Source organism: Streptomyces sp. AF1A (assembly GCF_047340315.1).
GTDB lineage: Bacteria > Actinomycetota > Actinomycetes > Streptomycetales > Streptomycetaceae > Streptomyces.
Genome location: NZ_JBLEBI010000030.1, coordinates 22,519 through 47,104 on the forward strand (window position 1 = coordinate 22,519; position 24,586 = coordinate 47,104).

General features: G+C 70.7%; 26 protein-coding genes. 11 read left to right on the forward strand and 15 right to left on the reverse strand.

Annotated features, from left to right (window positions below):
- Nucleotides 1-223: 223 nt before the first annotated feature.
- Complete coding sequence (locus ACLU3S_RS12345; RefSeq protein WP_413951830.1) at nucleotides 224-484, reverse strand: UBP-type zinc finger domain-containing protein; 261 nt, start codon at nucleotides 482-484, stop codon at nucleotides 224-226.
- A gap of 61 nt (nucleotides 485-545) precedes the next feature.
- Here ACLU3S_RS12345 and ACLU3S_RS12350 point away from each other — a divergent pair, with 61 nt between their 5' ends.
- Nucleotides 546-2,141, forward strand: a complete 1,596-nt coding sequence (locus tag ACLU3S_RS12350) for a Na+/H+ antiporter (protein WP_413951831.1) — start codon at nucleotides 546-548, stop codon at nucleotides 2,139-2,141.
- A gap of 15 nt (nucleotides 2,142-2,156) precedes the next feature.
- Here ACLU3S_RS12350 and ACLU3S_RS12355 read toward each other — a convergent pair whose 3' ends face one another.
- The gene (locus ACLU3S_RS12355; protein ID WP_413951832.1) at nucleotides 2,157-3,056 is read right to left on the reverse strand and encodes a 1-aminocyclopropane-1-carboxylate deaminase/D-cysteine desulfhydrase; all 900 of its coding nucleotides are present in this window, start codon (nucleotides 3,054-3,056) and stop codon (nucleotides 2,157-2,159) included.
- Between the two features lie 429 nt (nucleotides 3,057-3,485).
- On the opposite strand from ACLU3S_RS12355, the gene ACLU3S_RS12360 reads away from it, so the two are divergent.
- The 3 genes from ACLU3S_RS12360 to ACLU3S_RS12370 all read left to right on the forward strand — a co-directional run bounded on the left by ACLU3S_RS12360 (nucleotide 3,486) and on the right by ACLU3S_RS12370 (nucleotide 6,669).
- The gene (locus ACLU3S_RS12360; protein WP_413951833.1) at nucleotides 3,486-4,892 is read left to right on the forward strand and encodes a family 2B encapsulin nanocompartment shell protein; all 1,407 of its coding nucleotides are present in this window, start codon (nucleotides 3,486-3,488) and stop codon (nucleotides 4,890-4,892) included.
- Between the two features lie 113 nt (nucleotides 4,893-5,005).
- A complete protein-coding gene (locus tag ACLU3S_RS12365; protein WP_413951834.1) occupies nucleotides 5,006-6,142 on the forward strand; it encodes a family 2 encapsulin nanocompartment cargo protein polyprenyl transferase in 1,137 nt (378 codons plus the stop codon).
- A gap of 173 nt (nucleotides 6,143-6,315) precedes the next feature.
- Nucleotides 6,316-6,669 carry a DUF952 domain-containing protein gene (locus ACLU3S_RS12370; protein ID WP_413951835.1) on the forward strand — a complete coding sequence of 118 codons (354 nt, stop codon included), beginning with the start codon at nucleotides 6,316-6,318 and terminating at the stop codon, nucleotides 6,667-6,669.
- A 328-nt stretch (nucleotides 6,670-6,997) separates the two neighbouring features.
- Here the strand turns inward: ACLU3S_RS12370 and ACLU3S_RS12375 are convergent, their stop codons facing one another.
- Entirely contained in the window at nucleotides 6,998-7,414 is a 417-nt protein-coding gene (locus ACLU3S_RS12375; protein ID WP_413951836.1) for a VOC family protein, read from the reverse strand.
- A 44-nt stretch (nucleotides 7,415-7,458) separates the two neighbouring features.
- On the reverse strand, nucleotides 7,459-7,857 hold the full coding sequence (locus ACLU3S_RS12380) for a helix-turn-helix transcriptional regulator (RefSeq protein ID WP_413951837.1): 399 nt from the start codon (nucleotides 7,855-7,857) through the stop codon (nucleotides 7,459-7,461).
- Between the two features lie 424 nt (nucleotides 7,858-8,281).
- Here ACLU3S_RS12380 and ACLU3S_RS12385 point away from each other — a divergent pair, with 424 nt between their 5' ends.
- The 4 genes from ACLU3S_RS12385 to ACLU3S_RS12400 all read left to right on the forward strand — a co-directional run bounded on the left by ACLU3S_RS12385 (nucleotide 8,282) and on the right by ACLU3S_RS12400 (nucleotide 11,287).
- Nucleotides 8,282-9,259 carry a magnesium transporter CorA family protein gene (locus ACLU3S_RS12385; protein WP_413951838.1) on the forward strand — a complete coding sequence of 326 codons (978 nt, stop codon included), beginning with the start codon at nucleotides 8,282-8,284 and terminating at the stop codon, nucleotides 9,257-9,259.
- Nucleotides 9,260-9,448: 189 nt separating this feature from the next.
- The gene (locus ACLU3S_RS12390) at nucleotides 9,449-9,985 is read left to right on the forward strand and encodes a DUF5994 family protein (RefSeq protein ID WP_413951839.1); all 537 of its coding nucleotides are present in this window, start codon (nucleotides 9,449-9,451) and stop codon (nucleotides 9,983-9,985) included.
- 262 nt (nucleotides 9,986-10,247) lie between these two features.
- Nucleotides 10,248-10,520 (forward strand): hypothetical protein, encoded by a 273-nt coding sequence (locus ACLU3S_RS12395; protein WP_067135309.1) that lies wholly within the window; start codon nucleotides 10,248-10,250, stop codon nucleotides 10,518-10,520.
- A gap of 281 nt (nucleotides 10,521-10,801) precedes the next feature.
- Nucleotides 10,802-11,287 (forward strand): DUF5994 family protein, encoded by a 486-nt coding sequence (locus ACLU3S_RS12400; RefSeq protein WP_413951840.1) that lies wholly within the window; start codon nucleotides 10,802-10,804, stop codon nucleotides 11,285-11,287.
- 38 nt (nucleotides 11,288-11,325) lie between these two features.
- Here ACLU3S_RS12400 and ACLU3S_RS12405 read toward each other — a convergent pair whose 3' ends face one another.
- The 4 genes from ACLU3S_RS12405 to ACLU3S_RS12420 all read right to left on the reverse strand — a co-directional run bounded on the left by ACLU3S_RS12405 (nucleotide 11,326) and on the right by ACLU3S_RS12420 (nucleotide 14,630).
- Nucleotides 11,326-12,594 (reverse strand): ATP-binding protein, encoded by a 1,269-nt coding sequence (locus tag ACLU3S_RS12405; RefSeq protein WP_190013153.1) that lies wholly within the window; start codon nucleotides 12,592-12,594, stop codon nucleotides 11,326-11,328.
- Nucleotides 12,595-12,741: 147 nt separating this feature from the next.
- Entirely contained in the window at nucleotides 12,742-13,605 is an 864-nt protein-coding gene (locus ACLU3S_RS12410) for a slipin family protein (RefSeq protein WP_190013154.1), read from the reverse strand.
- A 157-nt stretch (nucleotides 13,606-13,762) separates the two neighbouring features.
- A complete protein-coding gene (locus ACLU3S_RS12415; RefSeq protein WP_190013155.1) occupies nucleotides 13,763-14,044 on the reverse strand; it encodes a hypothetical protein in 282 nt (93 codons plus the stop codon).
- Between the two features lie 10 nt (nucleotides 14,045-14,054).
- Nucleotides 14,055-14,630 (reverse strand): DUF5994 family protein, encoded by a 576-nt coding sequence (locus ACLU3S_RS12420; protein ID WP_413951841.1) that lies wholly within the window; start codon nucleotides 14,628-14,630, stop codon nucleotides 14,055-14,057.
- A 476-nt stretch (nucleotides 14,631-15,106) separates the two neighbouring features.
- Between ACLU3S_RS12420 and ACLU3S_RS12425 the strand changes: the two genes are divergently transcribed.
- Nucleotides 15,107-15,697 carry a DUF5994 family protein gene (locus ACLU3S_RS12425; protein ID WP_190013156.1) on the forward strand — a complete coding sequence of 197 codons (591 nt, stop codon included), beginning with the start codon at nucleotides 15,107-15,109 and terminating at the stop codon, nucleotides 15,695-15,697.
- 275 nt (nucleotides 15,698-15,972) lie between these two features.
- On the opposite strand, the gene ACLU3S_RS12430 is transcribed toward ACLU3S_RS12425, so the two are convergent.
- The 5 genes from ACLU3S_RS12430 to ACLU3S_RS12450 form a co-directional block, all read right to left on the reverse strand.
- Nucleotides 15,973-17,214, reverse strand: a complete 1,242-nt coding sequence (locus ACLU3S_RS12430; RefSeq protein ID WP_413951842.1) for a PP2C family protein-serine/threonine phosphatase — start codon at nucleotides 17,212-17,214, stop codon at nucleotides 15,973-15,975.
- A 325-nt stretch (nucleotides 17,215-17,539) separates the two neighbouring features.
- Nucleotides 17,540-17,890, reverse strand: coding sequence for an ASCH domain-containing protein (locus ACLU3S_RS12435; RefSeq protein WP_190013158.1), 351 nt, complete (start codon nucleotides 17,888-17,890; stop codon nucleotides 17,540-17,542).
- Entirely contained in the window at nucleotides 17,887-19,008 is a 1,122-nt protein-coding gene (locus ACLU3S_RS12440) for a hypothetical protein (protein ID WP_413951843.1), read from the reverse strand. Before ACLU3S_RS12440 ends, ACLU3S_RS12435 begins: the two co-directional genes overlap by 4 nt.
- 28 nt (nucleotides 19,009-19,036) lie before the next feature.
- Nucleotides 19,037-19,513: a hypothetical protein gene (locus tag ACLU3S_RS12445; protein ID WP_190013160.1), complete on the reverse strand. Its 477-nt coding sequence runs from the start codon at nucleotides 19,511-19,513 to the stop codon at nucleotides 19,037-19,039.
- The gene (locus ACLU3S_RS12450; protein WP_413951844.1) at nucleotides 19,507-19,974 is read right to left on the reverse strand and encodes an ATP-binding protein; all 468 of its coding nucleotides are present in this window, start codon (nucleotides 19,972-19,974) and stop codon (nucleotides 19,507-19,509) included. The genes ACLU3S_RS12445 and ACLU3S_RS12450 overlap by 7 nt, the downstream gene beginning before the upstream one ends.
- A 104-nt stretch (nucleotides 19,975-20,078) precedes the next feature.
- Between ACLU3S_RS12450 and ACLU3S_RS12455 the strand changes: the two genes are divergently transcribed.
- Nucleotides 20,079-21,416: a helix-turn-helix domain-containing protein gene (locus tag ACLU3S_RS12455; RefSeq protein ID WP_413951845.1), complete on the forward strand. Its 1,338-nt coding sequence runs from the start codon at nucleotides 20,079-20,081 to the stop codon at nucleotides 21,414-21,416.
- Nucleotides 21,413-22,231: a class I SAM-dependent methyltransferase gene (locus ACLU3S_RS12460; protein WP_413951846.1), complete on the forward strand. Its 819-nt coding sequence runs from the start codon at nucleotides 21,413-21,415 to the stop codon at nucleotides 22,229-22,231. Before ACLU3S_RS12455 ends, ACLU3S_RS12460 begins: the two co-directional genes overlap by 4 nt.
- Here the strand turns inward: ACLU3S_RS12460 and ACLU3S_RS12465 are convergent.
- Nucleotides 22,228-23,904 carry a relaxase/mobilization nuclease domain-containing protein gene (locus ACLU3S_RS12465; RefSeq protein ID WP_413951847.1) on the reverse strand — a complete coding sequence of 559 codons (1,677 nt, stop codon included), beginning with the start codon at nucleotides 23,902-23,904 and terminating at the stop codon, nucleotides 22,228-22,230. The genes ACLU3S_RS12460 and ACLU3S_RS12465 overlap by 4 nt on opposite strands.
- Nucleotides 23,894-24,502: a plasmid mobilization relaxosome protein MobC gene (mobC, locus tag ACLU3S_RS12470; RefSeq protein ID WP_373305016.1), complete on the reverse strand. Its 609-nt coding sequence runs from the start codon at nucleotides 24,500-24,502 to the stop codon at nucleotides 23,894-23,896. Before mobC ends, ACLU3S_RS12465 begins: the two co-directional genes overlap by 11 nt.
- Nucleotides 24,503-24,586 lie beyond the last annotated feature (84 nt).

A 24,586-nucleotide genomic window follows, 5' to 3' on the forward strand; every position in this document is an offset into this window, starting at 1 on the left:
ACGCTATCGCGCTCCGAACGTTTCTGTCCCCGGGACCCCGACCCCTTGGCGTCACTCACAGTAAAGCTGTGGATACGCTCCGTGTCTAGATGTCTGCGGGCCCAAATGGGAAGAGCGCGCGCCGGGTTGACGTACCCATGCGTCCGACGCTCGAACCGTCGTACGGTCACCGCCGCATGCAGTGTCACACGAGAACGCCGTCGAGCGGGAACACGATCACCGCTCAGACCAGGATGTGGTCGACGAAGCACCATCGCCAGTCCTCGCCCGGTTCGAAGGTCCGCATCACGGGGTGACCGGACGCCTCGTAGTGCCCGGTCGCGTGCCGCCCGACCGAGGAGTCGCAGCAGCCCACGTGCCCGCACGTCAGACAGAGCCGCAGCTGCACCGGGTGCATCCCGCTCGCCAGGCACTCCGGGCAGGTCGCGGTCTGCGGTGCGGGTTCCGGATGCGGCAGCGCGTCGACGTGCGTGCACTGTTTCATGATTGCCAGATTACGACGGGTGTGCGGGTGGCCGCGCGGAAAAAGAGGGTGGGCGAGGACCATGGACGTGTTGCCCCTGCTGTTGCTGGTGGCGGGCAGTGCCGCGGTCGCGGGGGCCGCCCGGCGCACCCCGGTGCCGGCGCCCCTGCTGCTGGTCGCGGCGGGCCTGGTGGTGTCGTACGTCCCCGGCGTGCCCGACTACACCCTCGAGCCCGACGTCGTGCTGCCCCTGGTGCTGCCCCCGCTGCTCTACAAGGAGGGCACCGAGAGCTCCTACCTCGACCTGCGGGCGCAGCTGCGTCCCGTCGGACTGCTCTCCGTCGGGTACGTGCTCTTCGCGACCTTCGTCGTCGGCTGGGCCGCCTACCTCGTCGTCCCGGGCCTGCCGCTGCCCGCGGCACTGGTGCTGGGCGCGGTCGTGGCGCCGACGGACGCCGTCGCGGCGGCGGCGATCGCGCGCCGGGTCGGGCTGCCGTCGCGGGTCACCACGATCCTCCAGGGCGAGTCCCTGCTGAACGACGCCACCGCGATCACCGCCTACCGGGTGGCCGTCGCCGCCGCCGTGGGCGAGGGCTCGACCTGGGCGGGCGGGATCGGCGAGTTCCTGCGCGCGGCGATCGGCGGTGTCGTCGTCGGCCTGGTGCTCATGGTGCCGATCCACTGGCTGCGCACCCACCTCACGGAGGCGCTGCTGCAGAACACGCTCTCGCTGCTGATCCCGTTCGTCGCCTACGGGGTCGCCGAGCAGGTGCACGCGTCGGGCGTGCTCGCGGTCGTGGTCGTCGCCGTCTACCTCGGGCACCGCGCGTGGGAGGTCGACTTCGCCACCCGGCTCCAGGAGGAGGCGGTGTGGAAGATGGTCGCCTTCCTGCTGGAGTCGGCGGTGTTCGCCCTGATCGGTCTGCAGCTGCCGCCGATCCTGCACGGGCTCGGCACCTACCAGGGGGCCGACGCGGTCTGGTACGCGGTCGCCGTCTTCCTCGTGGTCGTCGCGACCCGTTTCGTGTGGGTGTACCCGGCGGCCTTCCTGCCGCGCCTGCTCTCCCGCCGCATCCGGGAGCGGGAGGAGAACCCCACCTGGCGGGCACCGATCGTGACGTCCTGGGCCGCCATGCGCGGCGTGGTGTCCCTCGCGATCGCGTTCTCGATCCCGGCCACCGTGCACGGCGGGGCGCCCTTCCCGCAGCGCAACCTGATCCTCTTCCTGACCTTCACCACGGTCATCGGCACGCTGGTCGTGCAGGGCCTGACGCTCGCGCCGGTGATCCGCCTGATGCGGTTCCCCGGGCGCGACCGGCAGGCCGAGACGCTCGCCGAGGCCAACGCCCAGGCGCAGGCCTCCCGGGCCGCCGAGAACCGCCTGGAGGAACTCCTCTCCGACGAGCGCAACGCGCTGCCGCCACCGCTCGCCGACCGGCTGCGCGGCGCCCTGGAGCGCCGGCGCAACGCCGTGTGGGAGCGGCTCGGGCAGGTCAACCCGGTCACCGGCGAGTCCGTGGACGACACCTACCGCCGGCTGTCCCGCGAGATGATCAGCGCCGAGCGCGAGGTCTTCGTCAAGCTCCGCGACCACCGCTACATCGACGACGAGATGCTGCGGGGCCTGCTCAGACGGCTGGACCTGGAGGAGGCGGCCGCCTACCGGGAGGCCTCCTGATCCGGCCGGGAGGGCTCAGCCTTCGGGGAACGGCCGCCCGGTGACGACGGCCGCGATCGTCGTCCCGCGCGCGAAGGCGCCCTCTTCCGCGAGGGCGACAAGTCCGTAGAGCAATTTGGCGACATAGAGGCGTTCCACGGGCAGTCCGTGGCGGTCCTCGAAGTCGCGGGCGAACGACTCCAGTCCGGGCGCCGTGCGCGCGTAACCGCCGAAGTGGAACCGGTCGTCCAGCGACCAGGTGCCGGTACGGCGGCCGAAGGCACGTTCCTGCAGGGACTGCACGTCGGCCGCCAGGAAGCCGCCCCTGAGGACCGGCACGCCGAGGGCCCGCTGATCCGCGCCCAGCCCGGCGGCGAGCCCGGCCAGCGTGCCGCCGGTGCCGCAGGCGACCGCGACCACGTCGGCGTGGCCGCGCAGCTCCGCGCCGAGGGCCCGGCAGCCGCGCACGGCCTCGGCGTTGCTGCCGCCCTCGGGGACGAGGTACGCGTTCTCGGCGCCGGCCGCGCGCAGGATCGCGGCCAGGGTCTGCGGGTCGGACTTGTGCCGATAGGTCGATCTGTCGATGAAGTGCAGGCGCATGCCGTCGGCCGCGCACCGCGCCAGGGACGGGTTGAGCGGGCGGCCGGCCAGCTCCTGGCCGCGGACCACGCCGGTCGTGCCGAGGCCGAGGAGGCGGCCCGCGGCGGCGGTGGCCCGCAGGTGATTGGAGTAGGCGCCGCCGAACGTGACCAGGGGCCGGCCGGCCGCGGCCTCGATGTTCGGCACCAACTTGCGCCACTTGTTGCCGATGAGCTCGGGGTGGATGAGGTCGTCGCGTTTGAGCAGCAGGCGCAGGCCGCGCCGCCCGAACCGGCTGTCCCCGGCCTCCTGGAGCGGTGAAGGGAGTCGAGGGGCGAGCGGGTCCGGACTGGTCACCGCTTCATTGTCGCCCGTGCCGGGGCCGGGCGAAGGGGGCCCGGCGGCGCCGGGTGTGCGGAAGGTGCCCACCGGCGCCGGGCGGGCGATGGGGCCCACTTGCCGGGCGTGCGGAGGGCGCCCACCGGTTGCCGGGCGAGGGTGCCCACCGGTGGCGGGCTGTTGCCGGGCGAAGGCGCCCATCGGTGCCGGGCGTGCGAGGGGACCCACAGGCGCCCGGCCGAAGGGGTGCCCACCGGCGCCGGCGGGGCATGGCCGGGGCACGCTCGCACAAAGGTGTACAAGGTCCCTCTTTGTGCCCAGTAATGCGATGATCCAATCCCGCTCGTTCGGGTAATGGCACGAGCACGCTGTGTGATGGAAGGCTGGTCGTCGAGACCGGCGCTCGCTGTGATTTCGCGCCGGGCATACACGGGAGGGCGTTTCCACATGTCGGTAGGCGAAGAGGTCCGCACGGATCAGGGCAGGCCGCAGCAGTCCCTCGGGACGGCGGCAGCGCGGAACCTGGCCACGACCACCAAGTCCGTTCCACAGATGCAGGAGATCAGCTCCCGCTGGCTGCTGCGCACGCTTCCCTGGGTGGACGTCCAGGGCGGCACGTACCGGGTGAACCGCCGGCTGACGTACGCCGTCGGGGACGGCCGGATCACCTTCGTCAAGACCGGGGACCAGGTGGAGGTCGTCCCTGCCGAACTGGGCGAGCTGCCGGCGCTGCGGTCGTACGAGGACGAGGAGGTGCTGACGGAGCTGGCCCGGCGCTGCCGCCAGCGGGACTTCGCGCCCGGCGAGGTGATCGCCGACTTCGGCAACCGGACCGACGAGGTCTACCTGCTCGCGCACGGCAGGGTCGAGAAGGTCGGCACCGGCCCGTACGGCGACGACTCGGTGCTCGGTGTCCTGGCCGACGGCGCCTACTTCGGCGACCAGGCGCTGCTCGACCCGGACGCCATCTGGGAGTACACCGTCCGCGCGGACACCGCCACCACGGTGCTGATCCTCGGCCGCCAGGACTTCGAGCAGGTCGCCGAGCGCTCCGACTCGCTGCGCGCGCACCTCGAACACGTGCGCGCGATCCCCGCGCAGCGCACCAACAAGTACGGCGAGAAGGAGGTCGCGCTGGCGGCCGGCCACTCCGGCGAGCCCGACATCCCGCACACCTTCGTGGACTACGAACCCCGGCCCCGCGAGTACGAGCTGAGCATCGCCCAGACCGTGCTGCGCATCCACACGCGCGTGGCCGACCTGTACAACCAGCCGATGAACCAGACCGAGCAGCAGCTGCGGCTCACCGTCGAGGCGCTGAAGGAGCGCCAGGAGCACGAGCTGGTCAACAACCCCGAGTTCGGCCTGCTCAGCAACTGCGAGTACGACCAGCGCGTCCAGCCGCACGACGGCGTGCCCAGCCCGGACGACATGGACGAGCTGCTCAGCCGCCGCCGCAGCACCAAGTTGTTCCTCGCCCACCCGCGCGCGATCGCCGCGTTCGGGCGCGAGCTGAACAAGCGCGGGCTGGTGCCGGAGACCGTCGACATCGCCGGCAACCGCATCCCGACCTGGCGCGGTGTGCCGATCTACCCGTGCAACAAGATCCCGATCAGCGAGGCCCGCACGACCTCGATCATCGCCATGCGGACCGGCGAGGACGAGCAGGGCGTCATCGGCCTGAGGCAGTCCGGCATCCCGGACGAGATCGAGCCCAGCCTGTCCGTCCGGTTCATGGGCATCAACGAACAGGCCGTCATCAAGTACCTGGTCACGGCCTACTACTCGGCCGCCGTGCTGGTGCCGGACGCGCTCGGCGTGCTGGAGAACGTCGAGATCGGCCGGTGGAGGTGACGTTTTCGCACGTCGCGGCCGTGTCCCCGGCCACCGCCGGGGGTAAACCCTCGGGGTACGTGTCCAGCGGGTCCGGCGACGCCGGTGCCCGCGGACCCGGCGGAGGGGGAGACATGGGCGAGTTCATGACGGAGCCCGAGCGGCGTTCGCCCGGTGTGCCGAGCCCCGGCACACCGGGGGAGCGGCGGGGGACCGGCGACACCGGCCCCGTCCCGTCCGACGGTCAGGAGGCGACGGCGCTCCTGGAGCGGACCCGGGCGCTGGTCGACCCGGAGCTGCGCACGGCCGTCGAGTCGCTGCCCGGCTCGATGCGCCGGATCGCGCGCTACCACTTCGGCTGGGAGCAGGCGGACGGCACCTCGGCGGCGGGCCACGCGGGGAAGGCGATCAGGCCCGCGCTGGTGCTCGCCGCGGCCGCCGCGCTCGGCGGTCCGGTGGCCCGGTCGGCAGCCGTCCGAGCCGCGGCGGCGGTCGAACTGGTGCACAACTTCACGCTGTTGCACGACGACGTGATGGACCGGGACCCCACCCGCCGGCACCGGCCGACGGCCTGGACCGTGTTCGGTGTCGCCGACGCGATCCTGGCCGGGGACGCGCTGCAGGCACTCGCCCTGCGGCTGCTCGCCGAGGACCCGCACCCGGCCGCGAGACCGGCCGCCGCCCGGCTCACGGCCTGTGTCGTGGAGCTGTGCGCCGGCCAGCACACCGACACGGACCTGGAGCACCGCGCCCCCGACGAGGTCACCCTCGACGAGGTCCTCGCCATGGCCGAGGCGAAGACCGGCGCGCTGCTGGGCTGCGCCTGCGCCCTCGGCGCGCTGTACGCGGGCGCCGGGGCGGCGGAGGTGGCCGCGCTCGACGGCTTCGGCCGCCAGGCCGGGCTCGCCTTCCAGCTCATCGACGACGTCATCGGCATATGGGGCGATCCCCGGCACACCGGCAAGCCGGCGGGCGCCGATCTGGCCGCCCGCAAGAAGTCCCTGCCGGTGGTGGCGGCCCTCTGCTCCGGCGCCCCGGCGGCGGCCGAACTCGCGGCGCTGTACGGAAAGCCGTACGTCACCGGGGACACCGAGGGCATCGCCCGGACGGCGCTGGCCGTCGAGCAGGCCGGCGGCCGGGACTGGGCGCAGGCCGAGGCGGCCGACCGGATGGCCCGCGCGATGCAGGAACTGGCCCGCGCGGTCCCCGACCCGGAGACGGCGGGCGGTCTGCTGGCCCTCGCCGAGTTCGTGACCCGGCGCAGCAGCTGACCGCTGCCGGCCCCGGCGGCGGTGAAGGACGCTGCCGCTGCCGGCGCCCGGTGGCGGCGAAGGACCCGGAGGCCCCGGCCCGTGCGGCTCCTGACCCCGCACGGAGCCGGGGTCTCCGGCCAGGCCGCCCCGCACGTCCCCTCACGGTGCGGGGCCGGTCGTACCGTGGGCCCATGCCGAAACTGCCCCGCGTCTTCCACATCACCGAGCGCTCCCTGTGGGAGGCGGCGCGCGAGCGCGGCACCTACGAGGTGTCGACCCGCGGCCGCACCCTGCAGGAGGAGGGCTTCCTCCACTTCTCCACCCGGGAACAGCTCCCGCGCATCGCCGGCTTCCTCTACGGCGACTACGACGGCCCGGACGAGCTGGTGGTCCTGGTCGTGGACCCGGCCCGGGTGGACGTGCCGGTGAGGTACGAGGCCGTCGAGCCGGACGGCGAGGAGTTCCCGCACGTGTACGGTCCGCTGCCGGTCGCCGCCGTGGTGGACGTCGAGCCCTGGAGCGGCGCGTCGGGGTCGCGGCTCTGAGGGGCGGTCCGGCGGGCCCCGGTCGCGGGGTAGCGGCCGGCGAGGCGGCGGGTGCCGCCCGCCGGTTCGCGCATCACCCCCCAGGGGCGCTCTCGCGCACCGCGGGGTCCGGACGGCCGGGCGCCGGTGACTGCGGTCCGGAAGGCGCGTGCCCCGGGCGGCAGGCCGGCGGACCGCTCGACGAAGGCGTACGCCCGGCGAACGTCCGCGACGGCGAGCACAGGCGCGAAGTCACCCATGGACCCGCGGGACTTGAGCCTGCGGAACTTGGACCCACGAGACCTGAACCCGCGGAACTTGGACCCGCGAGACTTGAGCCCGCGGGACTTCAGCCCGCGGGGCGCTGCATGCAGCGCAGCAGGTTCCCCGCCGGGTCCCGGAAGGCGCAGTCGCGCACGCCCCACGGCTGGTCCGTCGGCTCCTGCAGCAGGTCGGCGCCGTGCTCGCGCAGCCGCTCCCACAGGGCGTCGCAGTCGTCGGTCGACAGGATGACACCGCGCAGCATGCCCTTGGCGAGCAGTTCGGCGAGGGCCTGCTTGTCCGCGGGGGAGGCGTCCGGGTTGGCGCCGGGCGGCTCCAGCACGATCTCCACGTCCGGCTGGTGCGGCGAGCCGACGGTCACCCACCGCATCCCCTCGAAGCCCACGTCGTTGCGGACCTCCAGGCCCAGCACGTCGCGGTAGAAGGCGAGGGCCTTGTCGTGGTCGTCCACGGCGATGAAGCACGTCGCGAGTTTCACGTCCATGGGGTCACGCTAGGCCCGCGCCGACGGCCGTGCGAGCGAACGGCTCAGTACAGCCGGCGCCGCGGGCGGGTGAACGTACGGGCCACACACGACGGGATCACCGCGGCCGGCTCGTGCGAACGCGCCCGGTAGGCGCTCGGTGTCTCCCCGACCAGCTCGGTGAAGCGCGAGCTGAAGGAGCCGAGCGAGGTGCAGCCGACGGCCAGGCACACCTCGGTCACCGTGAGGTCGCCCCGCCGCAACAGGGCCTTGGCCCGCTCGATCCGGCGGGTCATGAGATAGCTGTACGGCGTCTCGCCGAACGCCTTGCGGAAGCTGCGCTGGAAGTGGCCGGGGGACATCAGGGCCCCGCGGGCCAGCTCCGCCATGTCGAGCGGCTCGGCGTACTCACGGTCCATCCGGTCGCGCACGCGCCGCAGCCGCCTCAGGTCCTCCAGGGTCACGCCCCACAGCTTCGCACAGGGCGCCGACACCGGGGAGCGCACGTCCGCCGAGGCCCGGCGGGACACGACGAAGGGCCCGGTCGGCGTCCGACCGGGCCCTTCGCGCCAAGAAGAACCCTCAGGCCTTCTTGGTCTCCTAGTAGCGGGCCAGGTCGGTGACCTGCGGAGATCATTCCTGTGGGGCGCTGACCTGGCCTTTTGGTGATTGGTGGCGATGGGGCGCGACGGTCTTGAGCGGGTGTCCTGCGGACTGTGTGCGGACTGCTGTCCCGGCCCGGGGGTATAGGCGGCTGACGCCGTACCCTTGGCGGGCCGGAGCCGACGTGTCACGGATTGTGCCGACCGCCGGTGATCTCCAGAGCCTGCCGCGCTGGCAATCGGGACGAAACGGGATGGTCGAGGCGCAAGAGACTAGCCTCGGGCCATGGTGACGCGCACCCGGCTGTATCACGACGGCACTCTCGTCCTGGAGGACTTTCCCGCCAGTGACGTCTCTGCGCATCTCGCTGATCCGGCGTCGGTCCTGTGGCTGGACCTGTACCGGCCCAGGAACGCCGAGTTCACCATGCTCGGTCAGGAGTTCGGCATCCACGAACTGGCTTTGGAGGATGCCGCGCAGCGTGGGCAGCGGCCGAAACTCGACCGCTATCGCACCCACGAGTTCCTCAGCGCCTATGCCGTGACCGTCAGCCCGGACGGTGCGCAGCTGACGTACAGCGAGATCGCCGTATTCCTCACCAGTCAGGCCATGATCACCGTCCGCAAGGACGACGGCCTCGACATCGAGGACGTCGTCGCCCGCTGGGACGAGAGCCCGGACCTGGCCGGCCACGGCGTCGGATTCCTGCTGCACGGTCTGCTCGACCATCTCGTGGACGGACACTTCGCCGCGGTCCAGCAACTGGACGACAGCATCGAGGAGCTGGAGGGCCTGCTCTTCGCGGCCGGGCGCCGCGAGATCGAAGCCGTGCAGCGCCGGGTCTTCGCACTGCGTAAGTCGCTCGTCCAGCTGCGCCGCGTCGTGCTTCCGATGCGCGAGGTGGTCAACGGGCTCATGCGCCCCGGCCTGCATCTGATCACCGACCCTCTCGTCCCGTACTACCAGGACGTCTACGACCACGTGCTGCGTGCGACCGAGTGGACGGAATCACTGCGGGACCTGGTGGCCTCGGTCATGGAGACGAACCTCTCGGTCCAGGCCAACAGCATGAACCTGATCATGAAGAAGGTGACGAGCTGGGCCGCGATCATCGCCGTTCCCACCGCGATCACCGGCTACTACGGCCAGAATCTCCCCTATCCCGGTTTCGGCCGCGAGTCGGGATTCATCACCTCCGCCGCCGTCATCGTGCTCCTGTCCGCATTGCTGTATCTGACGTTCAAGCGCAAGGACTGGCTCTGACCGGCATCGGCACCGGCGACCAGGCCCCGAAGGCAGGAAACTACCTGGTCATCCCGGGCTTTTCGGGCCGGTGAGCGGAGTAGTGTGAAGGCACCGGGAGTCCTTCGCGCACCGGCTCCGCTGCGGGTGCCGTTTCCGGTGATCGACAATGCCGGGCCGCACCCACGAGCCCGGGGACAGGTCCGCGCCATGGCCGTGACCATTGACCGTACGACATCGAGCTGGCGCGCGCCGCCGCAGCCGGCTCGGCTGTCCCTGACGCCCGCGCCGGGCGGGCTGGACGGCACGTGGTGGCCTCGCTCCCGTGCCCTCACCCGTGAGCTGCCACCCTTGACAGCCGCCCTGGGTGATCTCTGGGGCCGCATCACAGGTATCGCGGTGAACCCTGCCCACTGGCCCGTCATCCCGTGTCGGGTGTCCGTGGCCGGGCGCACGGTGCACGTGGGCTGGTCCACCGAGGAGCAGGATCCGCACAGACTGACCTTTTTCTCCGCCGATGGCCGCCGGGACGTGCTGGTGCTTCCGCCGGAGACCGGTGCGGATGCCGCCGCGCAGCTGATGGCGGGCGGCGGCATCGATGTCCCGGCCCGCGAGGAAGCAGCAGAAAGGATCGCCGCCCGGATCAGGGAAGAAGCGTGGGAGACCGACGGCGGAGCGGGTCGGCCGTCGTCCCTGCCCCGGCCCATCGGCTCGACAGGGCCTTCGCTCGGCGGTCGGCGGAGGTGAGAGAACCATGACTGTCATCGCCGTGGCCGTACTGCTCCTTCTGGTCGCCGTCGGAGTCGTTCTGATCCACCAGCTCAATGGTCAGCACGACGAACGGATCGCTGCCTTCCACTACAGCGATGTTCTGCCGGGGATCGGGCGTCGGCCCCGGAGGCACCGTCGGTCGGCGGTGGACGCGGGCGCTCCGCCGCGACCCACCGCGACGGCGACCGCGGATGACATCGACTTCGGCCCGACCGAGGGCAGTAGAGGAAGGCGCGTCATGGCGATATTGCGAGACCGGAAGACGTACCGCGAGAGGATCATGCAGGCTCTGTACCAAGCCGCCGAGGGCAATCGCCTCCTGGGCGTCGATGGGGCGAAGCTCCGCAACGACCTCGGTATCCCTGAGCAGGACATGGCCGCTGCCTGTATGTACCTGGCGGGCGAAGGCTGGGTCGTCGTGGACTGGGGGAGGGGCAACACGCCCGCGATGATCACGCTGACGCACCAGGGGATCCGGCAGATGGAGACGGAAGAGGAAGGGCGCGGCTGAGTCGCCGCGTCGGCTTCTCGGCCGAAGCGAACCTTCGCAAGGATTGGTCGCGTCGGATTCATCCCTTTGGCGTAACGTGGGAAGCGGGTCGGTGCACGCTCACGTGCAATGACCCGGAAGGGCGGCTCCGGCGGGTATACGCCGGAGCCGTTGCCTGTTTCCGTAACCGCGCCGTGCGGCGAGGCGCTCGCGCGAGCGTCGTGCGGAGTACGGTGAGGTTGCAGGGTCGTATCGCGGGCGCATGCTCTGCGGTCGCACTGCTCTGTGGACGGGCGGACATCATGGCCGACTCAGACACCCCCGGCCTCCCCAGGCTCCTGCCGGACGCCGTTCACCGGTCGGTGAGACCGGGGACGGCCCTGCTGAGGCTGGAGACGACGCACGCACGCGAGGGAATGCTGGACGGTGCCTGGTGGCCGCGGTCCCGGGACATCGGTGCCGAGCTCCCCTCGCTGATCTCCGCGTTGACCGAGCATCTCGGGCCTGTCACCCGTGTCGGTCTGGACGGCAGCGCCTGGGACGGACTGCCGACCCGGGTGATGGTCGACGGCCGAGTCGTGCACATCGATTCCTTCCCGGTCGGTGACGACACCGTCCTCATCACCCGAGGCGAAGGGGACCTTTTCTCTCTGTTGCTGGTCCCTCCGGACGCGTCGCCCGACGCGGCACGCGCCGCGATGGCCCGGGCCGTCCGGGCGGACAACGTCACCGAGGCCAGGCAGATCCTCATCGAAACGGGCGGCGACACGCCGTCTACGCCGGCCTGACACATCCGCCGCAGACCGACTCCCCATCGGCCTGGATGCTAGATGCGGGCGAACTTCTCCGTCTGCTGGGCGAATTCCTGGGCCATGGCGGCGCTGACCGTGGGCTTGGTGTCGCGGATGGTGTCCAGGTAGTCGTCGGTGGTGGGGGTGGTCCGGGTTCCGGTGTCGAAGGTGCGCTCGAACTGGGCCTGGGAGACGGTGCGCGCCGCGTGGGCGATGTCGGCGGGGGTGAACCCCTCGCTGGCGGACGCGAGTGCCGCGCTGTCGGCCCGCGCGCCCGCTCGGGCCAGGTAGCTCTCCCACAGTGCGGTCCTGGCGGTGTGGTCGGGAGGGCCGATCGGCAGCACGTAGTCGAAGCGGCCGTGCCGCAGGAACGCGGAGTCGAGCGTGGTCACGTTGTTCGTGGCGCAGACGAGCAGCCGTCCGTCCTGGCTTCGGAACCGGACGATCGCCTTGAGCAGTTCGTTGACGACGCCGACAGCGGTCGCGTCCGCGCCGCCGCGTTCGCCGGCGATCTCCTCGACCTCGTCGATGAAGACGAGGACGTGGTCGAGCCGGGCGATCTCCTCGAAACGTCGGTTCAGCCCGGTCGCCAGGCCGTACTCGGCGGCAAGACGGGCGGGGAACAGTTCGAGGAAGGGCCATACCAGGCGGCTGGCGATCGCGTGCGCGAAGGTGCTCTTGCCGGTCCCGGGCGGGCCGAACAGCATCACCGCCCGTGGCAGTTCCACTCCGTGCTGGGCGGCCAGTTCGGGATGGGCCAGCGGCAGGACCAGGCGCCGCTCGATGAGCTGCTTCTCCCGTTGCATGCCCGCGACTTTCTGCCACAGTCCCCCTGGCGGCAGCTCCGCTCCGAGCGAGGACAGCGTGCCGGCCGACTGCGGGGTCACCGGCCCGCGCTTTTCGAAGAAGACCAGCCCAGGGCGGGCGCCGAAGTCGCAGTTGCGAAGGGCGGTGGCACCGGTCTCGCCCTCGGGCAGGACGGCGTGCACCGCTCGGACGCCGGCGGCGAAGAGCCGTTGCTCAAGGGCGGTGACCAGGGCACTGCCCAGCCCGCGCTGCCGCCAGGCGGGCGCCATGCAGATGCGCAGGATCCATGCCCGTTCGCCCTCCACCCTGCTCACCGCGGCGCCGATCAGCACGTCGTCGGCCGTGGCCACCACAGCCGGGTGGCGGGCCTGGAGAGCCGTCACGGCGTCCGAGAGCGGGAAGAGCGGCGGCTCCTCGGTCGTGCCGCTCTCCATGTCGACTCGGATCACCGCTTCGAGATCGTCCTGGGTGTAGTCCCTGACCCGCCAACCCGTCATGATCAGCTCCGCGTGTTCGGCCGTACTTCCATCATCAGCCGATGTCCGAAGGGTGCGCACGACAGGCGTCGGCCACGAGTCCGTCCCGGTGGCACGGACCGCTCGGCCGCGCCATCACCGCGGGATGCAGTGATGGTGGCAGTCGGGTCACGCTGCGGTGTCGGGAGCGTCGTCGGCCGGGCTGACGGACTTGGCGGTGCGGCCGGCGCCGGCCAGTGGCGTAGACGCGGTAGGTGCGGCGGCCGCGGTTTCCCGGGCGAGGAAGGAGCCGAGCTCGCCGATCGTGCTCATGAGGGGGGCGGGGAAGACTACGGTGGTGTTCTGGTCGACACCGATCTCCACCAGGCTCTGGAGATTGCGCAGTTGAAGCGCCAGGGGGTGGGCCATCATGGTGTCCGAGGCGTCACCGAGCGCGGCCGCGGCCAGGGACTCGCCCTCCGCGTTGATGATCTTCGCTCGCTTCTCCCGCTCCGCCTCGGCCTGGCGGGCCATGGCGCGCTTCATGGTGTCGGGCAGCTGGATGTCCTTGAGCTCGACCAGCGTGACCTGCACACCCCAGTCGACGGTGGTGACGTCGAGGATCTGGCGGATGTCCAGGTTGATACGGTCCGTCTCCGACAGCGTCTCGTCGAGCGTGTGCCGGCCGACGACCTTCCGCAGGGTGGTCTGGGCGATCTGGTTGATCGCCGTGTTGACGTTCTCGACGGCGACGACCGACTTCACGGCGTCGACGACCCGGAAGTAGGCGACGGCCGACACGTCGACGCTCACGTTGTCGCGGGTGATGATGCCCTGGGACTGGATCGGCATGGTGACGACCCGCAGCGACACCCGGTGCAGGACGTCGGCGAACGGGATGATGAACCGCAGCCCCGGGGAGCGTGTTCCGACCAGTCGGCCGAAGCGGAGCAGCACTCCCTTCTCGTACTGCTTGACGACCTTCACGGACAGGGCGAGGGCCAGGACGGCCAAGAGGCCGATCACGACGATGAGAACGATCGGGACTTGCATGTGCTGCTCCTCGGCACGAGGCCCATGGCCACGTGGTGCGGGGACCCGCCGGTCGAGATCCCTGCACATGGCTGCGTCGTTTGTGAGGCGGGGCCGAAGCCCGTCGATACGGGCCCGCGCCGGCAGTCGGTGCGCGGAGGCCGGGAACGTCGCCTCGTCATGTGTGGTGAGTGGTGCGGTTGCGGCGGCGGCGCGCTGGGAAGCGGCCGCGGCCCCCGTCGCGGTGGTCACGTCGTTCGCCGGCGGTCGGCGACTTGGACAGTGCTGGTCCCGCAGGAGGTTGTGCCGCGTCGGTTCCGCGGCGCGGGCCGCCGGGCAGGGCGCGACTGTACCGGTGCACGGCGATTCTCTCCGCGTGCTCGATGTTGAGCCGGTGGATCACGAATGCCGCGGCTGCGATGAGGACCAGGAAGGCGGCGGTCGTCAGGAAGGTGTTCATGACGGCCGTCTCACATGCCGATGATCAGGCGGCTGACGCCACCGGCCTGTGCGGGAACGGCCGCGGAGGTCGAGGAGGCGCCGCCCTCGTACTCCCATGCCTCGTCCCGATCGAGTGGCCGGTCGGCCGCGGAAACGGCGTGCCGGGCCTCGTCCGCGGTGATGAGCGCGCTCGCGGTCAGCGGCGGACCGTCGTAGTCGGACGCGGCCGCCATCAGGCGGGCCGCCGACTCCGCCCCGGTCTCGGGTGGGATGACCAGCAGATCCCAGCGGCCGGTGCCATAGGAGAGCAGCAGCAGCTTGTGCGGGTCGATCTCCGGGGTGAACCAGCCGGCCTTGACGACATGACCGTCCACGGGAATGTCGTGCGGGATGACCGGCCAGTACTTCGGGTTGACGGCGATGCGGGTGATGCGGCCCCACAGGGGGTCCAGCACATCGGTCAGTGCGGGCAGCTCGCTCAGCAGGTCCCGGGAGCGGGGCCACCAGGCACCGTCCAGGAGGCCGCGGGACGGCCCGTCGCTCTTCAGCGCGAGACGCGCGGCCGGGGCTGCGACGGGCTCGTGCTGTGGCAGGGGTTGGTGCAAGGTCGCCGACATGATGCGGACCCGTCTCCGGGCCGCCTTCGCGGCGACCCCGGGATTCATCTCTCGCCGAGAACGACCCCGACGTGGAAGCCGGTGTGCGAAATGCCCTCGGTGTTGTCCACGGTACTCCGCACAGGCCGGGGCGGCTGTGGAGACGACGCCGCATGCTGCGAAGCGGCTGTCGATACCGGTGGGGCCGGCTGAAGGCGCCAGGGGTGTGTCGTATGCCGGTTGCCAGACCGGTCTCACGCCCGACCGCACGCATGCCCTGGTCCAGCACTCCTTGGCTGTGTTGCGTGGGAGGTGTCCCTCGTGTTTCGTTCAGCCCGTCGCTCCCCATCGGTCCGCCGGGCGTGGGCGAGGAGTATCCTGGTGATTACCGAGAGCATCTCGTACACCGGTTCCACGCCGGGGTCGTTCTCGGCGATTCATGACAACCGGGCCGGCCGTGACCGGCCCGGGGTTGGGTCCGCATCATGACCGCGACCATTCTGTTGACGCCCGCGGTCGAGGAGCGGACCCCTTCTTCGTTGCCCACCCGACTCGTACTGGCACCCGCCGACACCGCTCCGGCCCTGATCGACGGTGCCTGGTGGCCCCGCTCCCGCGACCTGAACGCGGAGCTTCCGGCGCTCATCGAGGTCCTCGACCCGCTGTGGGGGCGGATCACCCGGGTAACGGTGAACCCCACGTTCTGGCCGGTCATCCCGCGAAAGGTGCCCGTTCACGGGCACGTGGTACACGTCGGCTGGTTCGAGGCCGAGCAAGACCCGCACAAGCTGCTGCTGCTCTCCTACACCGTCGGCCGCTGGGACCTGCTGGTGATCCCACCGGAGACGGAGCCGGCCACCGCGGCCCGGATGATGGCCACGGCCACCGACCCGTCGCGGAGCCTCACGGCGACCGGCCTGATCCTTGAGGCCGAACGCTTCCGCACCGCGGCAGAGGCAGCGGCCGCCTGGGACTCGCTCCGGGAGGCGGTCTGGGACTCCGAAGGCGGACACGACGCACGTACCCCTACCGGAGCGGTCATCGGCCACGTGCCGACCTCGGCAGAAGGCACGTGAGAGGCATGGACACCGTCGCGACGGTGAGCGTGCTCCTCGTCAGGACCGCCTTGGGTGCGATCGTGATTCAGCTGTTCACTGCGAGCCACGGTGATCGCATGGCGACTTCGCCCTTCGGCCGCCCCCGGCAGCGGCGGCCATGGACGTGGCACCGCGCAGAGAAGTGAACCCGCCCAAGGAGGATCGCGGAGTCGGCTCTGACGGTAGGGCGTTCGCGGGCAAGGGGGCCCGGTGTGCGTGCCGTCGGCCGTGGCCCTGGTGGTGCGGCTGTCGGCTCACTCCAGGAGGGTGAGGTGGTCGGCGGCGCCACCGCGCCATTCGATCAGGAAGAGTGTCGCGTCGTCGCTGGTGCGGCCGCCCCGTTGCCGCATCAGAGCGTGGGAGAGTGCGCGCACCACCGCGCGTACTCCCTTCTCTGTGTGTTCGATGCGGTTGACCCAGTGGATGAGCTGCTCCTCGCCGAACTGCTCTTCACCGGCTTCGTGTTCCTCGATCAGGCCGTCGGTGAAGCACAGCACCCGGTCGCCGCGTTGGAGCGTCTGCTCGCTGATCCGGGGCTCTTCACCGCCGAAACCGACCGGCAGGGTGGTCGGGCCTGTCAGTTGCCGGACGACCTGGTGATTGCGGATCAGCAGCGGTGCGGGATGGCCCGCGTTGACCCACTGCAGGTGGCCCGTTGCGATATTCAGACGCATCATCTGCGCGGTGACGAAGTGGTCGAGCCCGAACTGATCCGCGATGGCCCGGTCCATGAACGCGTAGATCTCGGACAGGCCGATGTCGGCACGTCGGGCGTGCCGGTAGGCCCCGACGGCGACGGTCGCCATCGTGGCGGCGTCCAGGCCGTGGCCCATCGCATCGACCATGGCCAGGTGCAGGATGTCCTCGTTCAGGGCGTAGTCGAAGCTGTCGCCTGCGACGCTGTAGGCGGGCTCCAGGATGCCGGCCACCTCTGCCTGGGGGACGGACATCGCCAGCGGCGGCAGCAGGGACCACTGGATCTCCGCGGCCACGCTCATCGGTTCGCGGCGCCGGGCCAGGAAGAACTGGTCTGTGTAGTGGTGCTTGGTGACCAGCATGTCGGCGACAAGGCTGGCCAGCCTGCGCAGTAGCCGCCGGTCGTTGTCATCGACGGCGTCCAGAGTGAGGGCGAGTACTCCCACCTGGTCGCTGCCGTCCAGCAACGGCAGGTACATCCGTACACCGTCGGACTGCGGCACCTCGACAGTGGTCGCCTGCAGGAAGGCCGTGCCGGCGGGAGAGCCATCAATCGGCTCAGGCTCGCCGACCACCAGCCGCCGACCCGGCAGCGGCACCAGCACCAACTGGGCATAGTCCTGCAGCAGGATCGAGACGTCGCGGCCACCGACCCTGGCCACCTCTTCCGCGATCAGCGGTGCGATCAGCTGCGGCGGCATCTCGTGGGCTCGGTCCAGCAGCACCCCCAGCAGCCGCTCACCGAACCCTTCCGAGCGGTCCATCATGCCGTTGTCCGGCCGCCGCTCACCCTGTGTCATCGCCGCGCCCTTGCACCGGTGTCCTCAAAGTCCCGGTCACCGTGTCCCTGCTCACCTCGTGCCGCGGATGCGGCGCCCGCCCCGAAACGCTCGGGGCCGTCCGGCGGTCGTGGCCGATCCGCTCAAACGCTTACGCGATCCGTACACAGGGCTCCTGACACGACCGTGATCGACCCTTCCAGAGTGACGCGGCCGACCGACCCAAAGCGCCCATTACGCCAGACGTGGCATGTCACATGTGATCAGGACAGGTGGCTTTCACCCCGTGCTGCAAGTGTTGTAGACCGTGTTCTTCCTGTCGGAAGACCCGCCAGAGCTGTGGCGATCAGACGTGAGTGATCTCGATGGCGAGGGCGCCCAGGGCTTCCTTCTCGGGCGGGTAGATGGCGCGGATGTTGGCCAGTTGCTGTTCGCGGGTCGCGGTGGGGTTGACGTTGGCCGGGCCTTCGCCGTCCAGCAGTGTCTCGAAGTCGGGGTACTCGGTGACCCGCTTGACCTTCACTTCGCAGGTCTCATCAGTGCCCTTGACGCGGAAGCGGATGGTGTCACCAGCGGCGAGGTCGGCGAGGTGCGGGTATTTCACCCGCACCTCGATGGTCTTGGTACCCGCGGCGACGAGGTCGAAGTAATGGCGGTAGAGGTTGAGCTCGCGGACGCGGGCGGTGGTGTCGCTCATGGGACGGGGATGCTCCTGGTGGCTGGTGCGGTCATCATGCGGCCGATCTCGGCGGCCGAGTACGAGCGGAAGAAGTGGCGGGGGTCGGACAGCAAGGTATCGGTCATGGCCAGCAGTCGCTCGGTGTACTCCGCGATGGTGCCGGGCCAGTCCTGGGTGTCGAGCATCCAGTTGGCGGTGCCGGCGGGCAACGGAGCGCGGCTTTCGCGGATCAGTGACTTGGACAGTTTGGCGCCGGTGTGGGTGACGACCTGGGGGCAGAACAGGCGGGCCGGGAGCTGTCCGTGGGTGAGGCCGACGGCCTGGAGGGCCTCGTCGACCAGGTGAGAGCCGAAGACCCAGTCGCCGCCCTTGACCATGACGTGCAGGGTGCCTTGGGGGCTGGACAGGGCGAGTTCCTTGACCAAGTTGCGGTACAGGGTGGCCAGGTCCAGGTAGGAGCCCCCGGTCGGGTCGGGTGTGATGGTGGCCCGGTAGGGACAGTGGTGGAGGCAGACGGCGGCCACTTGCGCCGCCTCGTGGTCGGTGAGGTGGACGCGGGTGCGTTCGGCGTGTTTCTCGGCCCAGCCGCAGCCGGGGTGCGGGCAAGGGATGCGGAGGTGCGGGGTGCCGGTGGACGGTGCGAGCCACCAGCGGGCTGCGTCGAGGCGGGGCAGGAGACGCAGCCAGGTGCGGCGGAAGTGCTCGCCGGCCTGCTGCTGGGTGTAGGTCTCGACCCGGAAGGGGATGCCCAGGCGCCGCGACAGCGCGGTGAACAGGGGCTGGTAGAGGGCTGAGACGAGATCGCCAAGAGCCTGTTCCCCGAGGACCTGGGCGTAGGCACGCTGGTAACGGTGGCCGGTCACTGGGTCGGTAGCCAGCTCGTATGGGGCGTTGTCGAGGGCGCTGAAGAGGACCTCGGTAGGTAAGCCGAAGCGGTCACGCAGGCGGGCGGCCATGGCAAAGGCCAGCGACTGGACGAGGGAGGTGCCGATGTGCGGGGCGCCGTTGATCTGGGTGCCGACGACCAGCACGATCCGTTCCGGCGGGGCGGCCAGGATGCGCGGGGTCAGGACGTCCTCGGCCCGGTGGAGGGCGTTGGCGAGGACGGTGTTCGGTGAAACCGGGTGAGTCGTCACGGGAAGTCCCCCTGGAGTGGGTTGGGGTTCATTCGGTTCGGGTGTGGCCGAAGAGGAGACGTTGGTGGAGGGCGCCGAGGTCGAGGTAGCTCTCGATCTCGGCCGGAGTGGCGCTGCGGGCGAGCGGGTCAAGGCCGAGGATCAGGGCCACCGGGGTTCGTCGGCCGAGCAGGAGCGTCCAGGAAGGGCCTGCCGGGATGCGCTTGCGGTAGGGGGTGCTGTCGAAGCGCAGGGCGACCTCGGTGGGTGTGATCGGGCGCAGGCGTGACCCGATGTCTGGCGGGGGCGCGGTGGCCGGGCCGAGGTGGAGGGCTTCGGCGATCGTCCGCATGCGTTGTTCGACTACCATCTGCGTCTCGTAGCGGCTGCGGGGTGGCTGGGGCACCAGCAGGAGGCAGCAGAGAGTGGCGCCGGTCGGGGCGGTGTCCAGCCACGTGACGGTGGCCAGGGAAGTGATCAGCCCGGCGGAGATCGTGAGGGATCTGGTGCTGGCGGGAGTCAGCATGCTGGCACCGTGCTGTGCTGGAAGGCGGCCCACACGCATTTGCCGGGGCCCTGGCGTTCCTCCATGCCCCAGTCGTCGGCGAGGGCGGCGACGAGCAGTAGGCCGCGGCCGGTCTCGGCGGTGCCTGGTACGTGTCGTCTGTGGGGTGGGGCGTCGCCGCTGTCGTGTACCTCGATGCGGAGTTGGGTGTCGGCGAGGGTGATGCGCACCAGCACCAGTCCACCTGAGGGGGCTCCGTGCAGGATGGCGTTGGTGGCGAGTTCGGAGACGCACAGCTGGACGTCGTCGAGGCGTTCGGTCCGGCCCCATTGGGTAAGGGTCTCGGCGACGAACCTCCGGGTGGCGCCGGGTGTGGTCCGGCGTCGGTCGAAGAGCTTCCTGCGGCGCTCGACGTCGGCGTTGGGGGCAGGTGCCGGGGCCAGGGTGAGAGTGTCCGGCTTGCCGGGCGGTGTGCTGGGCATGGTCAACAGCCAACCGCTGTAGCTCGTTTGGGTCGGGAGCCGGCATGGGGGCCATGCCGGGGGCCACTATGGGGGCCAGAGTTCGCGTGCTGCGGGGTGAGGGGATGGGCGACACAGGGATCGGTGCTCTGCTCGTCCGGCTGCGCACAGAGCGTGGGTGGTCCCAGCAGCGGGTGGCCGACGAGTGCAACACCCTGGAGGGGCGGGCCACCAAGACGGGCAAGGAGATCGGGCGCTACGAGCGCGAGGTGCGCATCCCGGTGCCGTACACGCGGAAGTACCTGGCGCAGGTCTTCGGTGTCGATGCCGCCGTGCTCGACCAGGCGGTCGCTGTCAGCAAGAGCCGATGGAGTGGGGAGGGCGCGGATGAGGTGGGACAGGCACCGCTCGCGTGGCCCACGGCGCGTCCACGCACCGTCGCCGGAGCTGTGTCGGCGGATGCGGTGGCCTCGGCGGAGTTCGCCCGGTTCATCGCGCAGCGCAACGCCGACGAGTTCGTCGTAGAGCAGTTGGAGGCCGATGTCGCTCGGCTCGCCCGTGCTTACGTCAGCCATCCGCTGCTGGAGGTGTACGTCGAGATCAAGCGGCTTCGGAACGGGGTGTTCGAGTTGCTGCGCGGGCGGCAGCATCCCCGGCAGACCACCGACCTGTACGTCACGGCCTCTCGGTTGTGCGGGCTGTCAGCGCACGTCTGCTTGGACCTGGGCGACTATGATTCTGCCGCCACGCACAGCCGTACCGCCAGGGCGTGTGCCGAAGCGGTCGGCCACGAGGGGATGCTGGCCTGGGTACGCGCTGTGGAGTCCCTGATCGCCTACTGGACCGGGCACTACGAGCGGGCGGCTCGGCTGGCGCAGGCCGGTCGCCAGCACCGGGCGGGCGGGAGTATCGGGGCTCGGTTGGCGAGCCTGGAGGCGCGGGCGCTGGCCATAGTCGGAGACCGGGCGGGTGCCGTAGCCGCGCTGTCGGACGCCGAGCGGGCCCGCGAGGCGATGCGTGGCCACGACGAAGTGCCGGGCATCTTCGCCTTCCCGGCCGCCAAGCAGTTCGCGTACGCGGGGACGAGCCATCTGGCCGTGGGTGGGCCGGAGCACGTCCAGCAGGCCATCGCCAGCGCGGACACCGCTATCCGGCTCTACCGCAGCGCCGAAGACGACGACCAGTCGGTCGGTGACCTGTTCGCCGCCCATGTTGATCTCGCCCGCGGCCACATGCTCCTCGGCGACCTGGACGGTACCGAGGCGATGCTCGGTTTCGTCCTCGGCTCCCCGCCGGAGCGCATGTCGGCCAGCATCGTGCGCCGGCTCACTGCTCTGGGCCATGAGCTGAGCGAGCCGCAGTACGGTGGAGCCGCGCAGGCCGTACACCTGCGCGAACGACTCCAGCACACGGCCGTCCTCGCGGCCGCACCTGCCGCCCACCCTCCGGAGTTGCCGACGTGACCGAACTGTCCGCCGCACACGACGCCGCTGTCACCGACCGGGGCCGTCTCGCCGGAAGTGCCTACAGCAGTGACCGGGATCTGGCCGCCCGCCAGTCGCTCTATCAGTGTCAGACGCCCCGCTACGACCTGCCTGGCATCGTCGCCGAGCAGCTGAGGGGCGTGAACGGGTGCGTGGTCGATGTCGGCTGCGGCAACGGCAAGTTCATCCAGCGTCTCCGCCGGGACCGGCCCGACCTTACTCTGCTGGGCCTGGACATCGCTCCTGGCATCCTCGCCGGTGTCCACGGCTTGGTCGCCGTTGCGGACGCCACCCGCTTGCCGCTGGCCACGCAGAGCGCCGATGCTGCCTTGGCGTTGCACATGCTCTACCACGTCCCGGACATCCCTCAGGCGGTCAGGGAGCTGTCTCGCGTGGTCGCCCGTGACGGGCTGGTGATCGCCTCCACCAACAGCGATCGGGACAAAGCTGAACTCGACGACCTGTGGCAGCGGGCCGCCGGCGACGTGCTCGGCATCGGACGCGGCCCGGCCCGCATCTCGCTCAGCGCCCGCTTCTCCCTGGAGAAGGCCCCGGCCTTCCTGGGGGAGGAGTTCGGCCGCGTCGAGACGATTGAACTGCCCGGCACCATCACCGTCGGCGACGCCGAACCCGTGGTTGCGCACATGGCCTCGTACCAGGCATGGGCGGATCAGCACGATGTGCCCTTCGAGGCCACGATCGAGCGGGCCCGCACCATCCTGGACGAACACATCGCCCGGCATGGGACGTTCGAGATCCACTGCCGGGGAGGCATCCTCGTCTGCCGCCGTTAACGGCGGCGGGCACGTTCCGTTTGGTGCGCGCGCGTCGGGGTGGAGACGGGCTGCGGTGCCGACGTAACCGTCGTGGTGCGGCGGGTGCTTTGCGCGCGGGCCGCTTGTGCACGCCGGTTCGGCTGGGCAGTGATGCGCCAGATCAGGACCTCGGCGGGGCGCTCGGCTGTGCCCAACTCTCGGCTGGCAGCCACCTCGGCGAGGAGGCGTCGGGGGTTGCGGCCGGCGGATTTCGCGCGGGCGAGAGTAGTGGCCAAGGCTGGCCAGGCGGCGTCGGCCAGGATGCGGTCGGCGTGGTCGGGTACGGCCTGGCGCACGTCGGCCTCGAACCGTTGGATGGTCTGGGAGCGGGGGACGCGCTGGGCGAGGTCTGCCAGGACGGGCTCGGCGAATTGGCGGTAGCTCTCCTGGAGGTGGCGGAAGGATTCCTCGGCCGCTGCCGCCTGCTGCGCGTGACCGCGCTGCTCGTGCCACTTGGCGGCGGCGCGGGCAAGGTGCAGGGCGGTGAAGATGAGCGCGATGGCGAGGCCGCCGGGAATGGTGGGGGCGTAGGCGAGTTCCTTGGCGGCTTGGCGTAGTTCTGTGGCGGCTTGGTGGTCGGCCCGGATCGCCGAGCGGCGAGACCGGTTGAAAGCCATGGCTGCCGCTTGCAGTTCGGCCTGGTGCGGGCCGGAGGTGGAGCGAGCCAGGTTGTGCAGAGTGTCGGCGAAGGCGTCCAGGTGGCCCTGGGCCACGGGATCATCGCCCGAATCGAGCGCGGTGAGAGCTGTACGCACTGCGGATTCCGTCCGACGCCACGGCTCGGCCGGGTCGGCCACCGGTTGTGGGCGGTCGGCCACGTCCTGAGTGGTGAGGCGTTCGAGCAGGCGGCTGTAGGACAGGTCGGGGGCGAGCTTGGAGCCACCGAAGAAGATGGCGTCGCCAGGGGCGGCCAGGCTGTAGCCGTCCACCTCGCCGGTCTTGGCGCTGAGGCGCGGCTTGACCTGGATACCGAGCGATTGCAGCACGGTGAAGTAATCGTCGATGTTGCGCACAGCAGCGGCGACCGCGTACGCGCGCTCCCGCAGCCACCGCCGCGCGGTCACCTCCTGGCCCAGGCGCTCGGCCTTGGCCCGCTCTGCCCCGGTGGGTGTCTTGGGTGCGGTCAGGTCACCGGACTTGAGCTGGCGCAGCCCATACTCGGCCTCGATCTTGCGGCATTCCTTCTGCGCCCGCCAGCCGTCGCGGTTCGTGCGCGGGCGGCGCCCGTCGGCGCGCACGGTGGTAGCCAGTATGTGGATGTGGTCGTTCGCGTGCCGCACCGCGATCCACCGGCATGCCTGGTCATCGCCCTCGGGCGCGATGCCGGTGGCGGCAACGACGCGGCGACCGACCTCGGCCCACTCGGCGTCGGTCAGGTAGCGGTCACCTGGCGCGGTCCGCACCGGGCAGTGCCACACGTGCTTCGGCGGCTTCTTCCCGCCCAGCTCACGGGTACGCAGGTCGACATGGTGGTCGAGGCGCTTGGCGAGCTGGGTGTAGGTGGCGTCGGGGTCGCGGCCGGGGTCGGGGGCGCCGGCCATGTCCCAGGCGGCCACGATGTGCGGGTCGGTGTGCTCGTCCCGACGGCCCTTGCCGAAGAGGTAGTTGATCAGACCGAGGGTGTCGGAGCCGGTGGAGACGTCAGGCACCATGGCTGCCGCCTGCCGCCACGAGGTCGTCCAGCAACTGGTAACTGCGCTGGACGGCTTGGTCGAGGTGGTCGAGTACGGCCTCGGCCCGGTCGGGGACAGCGCCGCTGTTGATGGCCATGGTGATCTGGTTGAGGTTGTTGCCGACGCGGTTCAGCGCCTTGGTGTGGGCCTCGACGGCTTCCACCAGCGGGCGGATCGGATCGTCCTCCGGACTGCCCGCCATGTTCGCCTTGCCGAGCGCGACCGCCAGGGCGGCGTCGCCGACGAACCCGGCGAACGTCAGACGGCGCCGCTCGGCCGCCTCGTCGATGATCCGGACGGCGGTCGGGGTGAAGCGGATCTTCTTCTCCTGGTCGCGGTTCTCGGTGGTTCGCTTGCGGTTCATCCGCGCGGGCAGCGTGGGGGCGTCGGGCTCACGCCAAGAGGGCTGCTCAACGGGCAACGGGGGGCGGGCAGACGACTCGGGCTGCGGAGCAGTGGTATCAGCGGGCAGCTTGTCGTGTGTGGCGGGGGCATCGGCGACGGACGCGGCGTTGGGCTCGGTCGTCGCCTCCCCCGGCTCGGGCGCCCGCTGGCGCCCGGCCTCCTCCTCCGCCACTCCAGGGGCGGGGGCAAGCGCGGACGAAGCCCCGTTAGGGGCTCGAACGCTCCAGCTTGCTGCTGTTCGGTGGGTCAGGCTGAA

Excerpts from the sequence above, each read along its gene's own strand:
- ACLU3S_RS12345 (WP_413951830.1), bottom strand. The coding sequence starts at position 484 with ATGAAACAGTGCACGCACGTCGACGCGCTGCCGCATCCGGAACCCGCA.
- ACLU3S_RS12350 (WP_413951831.1), top strand. The coding sequence starts at position 546 with ATGGACGTGTTGCCCCTGCTGTTGCTGGTGGCGGGCAGTGCCGCGGTC.
- ACLU3S_RS12360 (WP_413951833.1), top strand. The coding sequence starts at position 3,486 with ATGTCGGTAGGCGAAGAGGTCCGCACGGATCAGGGCAGGCCGCAGCAG.
- ACLU3S_RS12365 (WP_413951834.1), top strand. The coding sequence starts at position 5,006 with ATGGGCGAGTTCATGACGGAGCCCGAGCGGCGTTCGCCCGGTGTGCCG.
- ACLU3S_RS12370 (WP_413951835.1), top strand. The coding sequence starts at position 6,316 with ATGCCGAAACTGCCCCGCGTCTTCCACATCACCGAGCGCTCCCTGTGG.
- ACLU3S_RS12375 (WP_413951836.1), bottom strand. The coding sequence starts at position 7,414 with ATGGACGTGAAACTCGCGACGTGCTTCATCGCCGTGGACGACCACGAC.
- ACLU3S_RS12385 (WP_413951838.1), top strand. The coding sequence starts at position 8,282 with ATGGTGACGCGCACCCGGCTGTATCACGACGGCACTCTCGTCCTGGAG.
- ACLU3S_RS12390 (WP_413951839.1), top strand. The coding sequence starts at position 9,449 with ATGGCCGTGACCATTGACCGTACGACATCGAGCTGGCGCGCGCCGCCG.
- ACLU3S_RS12395 (WP_067135309.1), top strand. The coding sequence starts at position 10,248 with ATGGCGATATTGCGAGACCGGAAGACGTACCGCGAGAGGATCATGCAG.
- ACLU3S_RS12400 (WP_413951840.1), top strand. The coding sequence starts at position 10,802 with ATGGCCGACTCAGACACCCCCGGCCTCCCCAGGCTCCTGCCGGACGCC.
- ACLU3S_RS12405 (WP_190013153.1), bottom strand. The coding sequence starts at position 12,594 with ATGACGGGTTGGCGGGTCAGGGACTACACCCAGGACGATCTCGAAGCG.
- ACLU3S_RS12410 (WP_190013154.1), bottom strand. The coding sequence starts at position 13,605 with ATGCAAGTCCCGATCGTTCTCATCGTCGTGATCGGCCTCTTGGCCGTC.
- ACLU3S_RS12415 (WP_190013155.1), bottom strand. The coding sequence starts at position 14,044 with ATGAACACCTTCCTGACGACCGCCGCCTTCCTGGTCCTCATCGCAGCC.
- ACLU3S_RS12425 (WP_190013156.1), top strand. The coding sequence starts at position 15,107 with ATGACCGCGACCATTCTGTTGACGCCCGCGGTCGAGGAGCGGACCCCT.
- ACLU3S_RS12430 (WP_413951842.1), bottom strand. The coding sequence starts at position 17,214 with ATGACACAGGGTGAGCGGCGGCCGGACAACGGCATGATGGACCGCTCG.
- ACLU3S_RS12435 (WP_190013158.1), bottom strand. The coding sequence starts at position 17,890 with ATGAGCGACACCACCGCCCGCGTCCGCGAGCTCAACCTCTACCGCCAT.
- ACLU3S_RS12445 (WP_190013160.1), bottom strand. The coding sequence starts at position 19,513 with ATGCTGACTCCCGCCAGCACCAGATCCCTCACGATCTCCGCCGGGCTG.
- ACLU3S_RS12450 (WP_413951844.1), bottom strand. The coding sequence starts at position 19,974 with ATGCCCAGCACACCGCCCGGCAAGCCGGACACTCTCACCCTGGCCCCG.
- ACLU3S_RS12455 (WP_413951845.1), top strand. The coding sequence starts at position 20,079 with ATGGGCGACACAGGGATCGGTGCTCTGCTCGTCCGGCTGCGCACAGAG.
- ACLU3S_RS12465 (WP_413951847.1), bottom strand. The coding sequence starts at position 23,904 with ATGGTGCCTGACGTCTCCACCGGCTCCGACACCCTCGGTCTGATCAAC.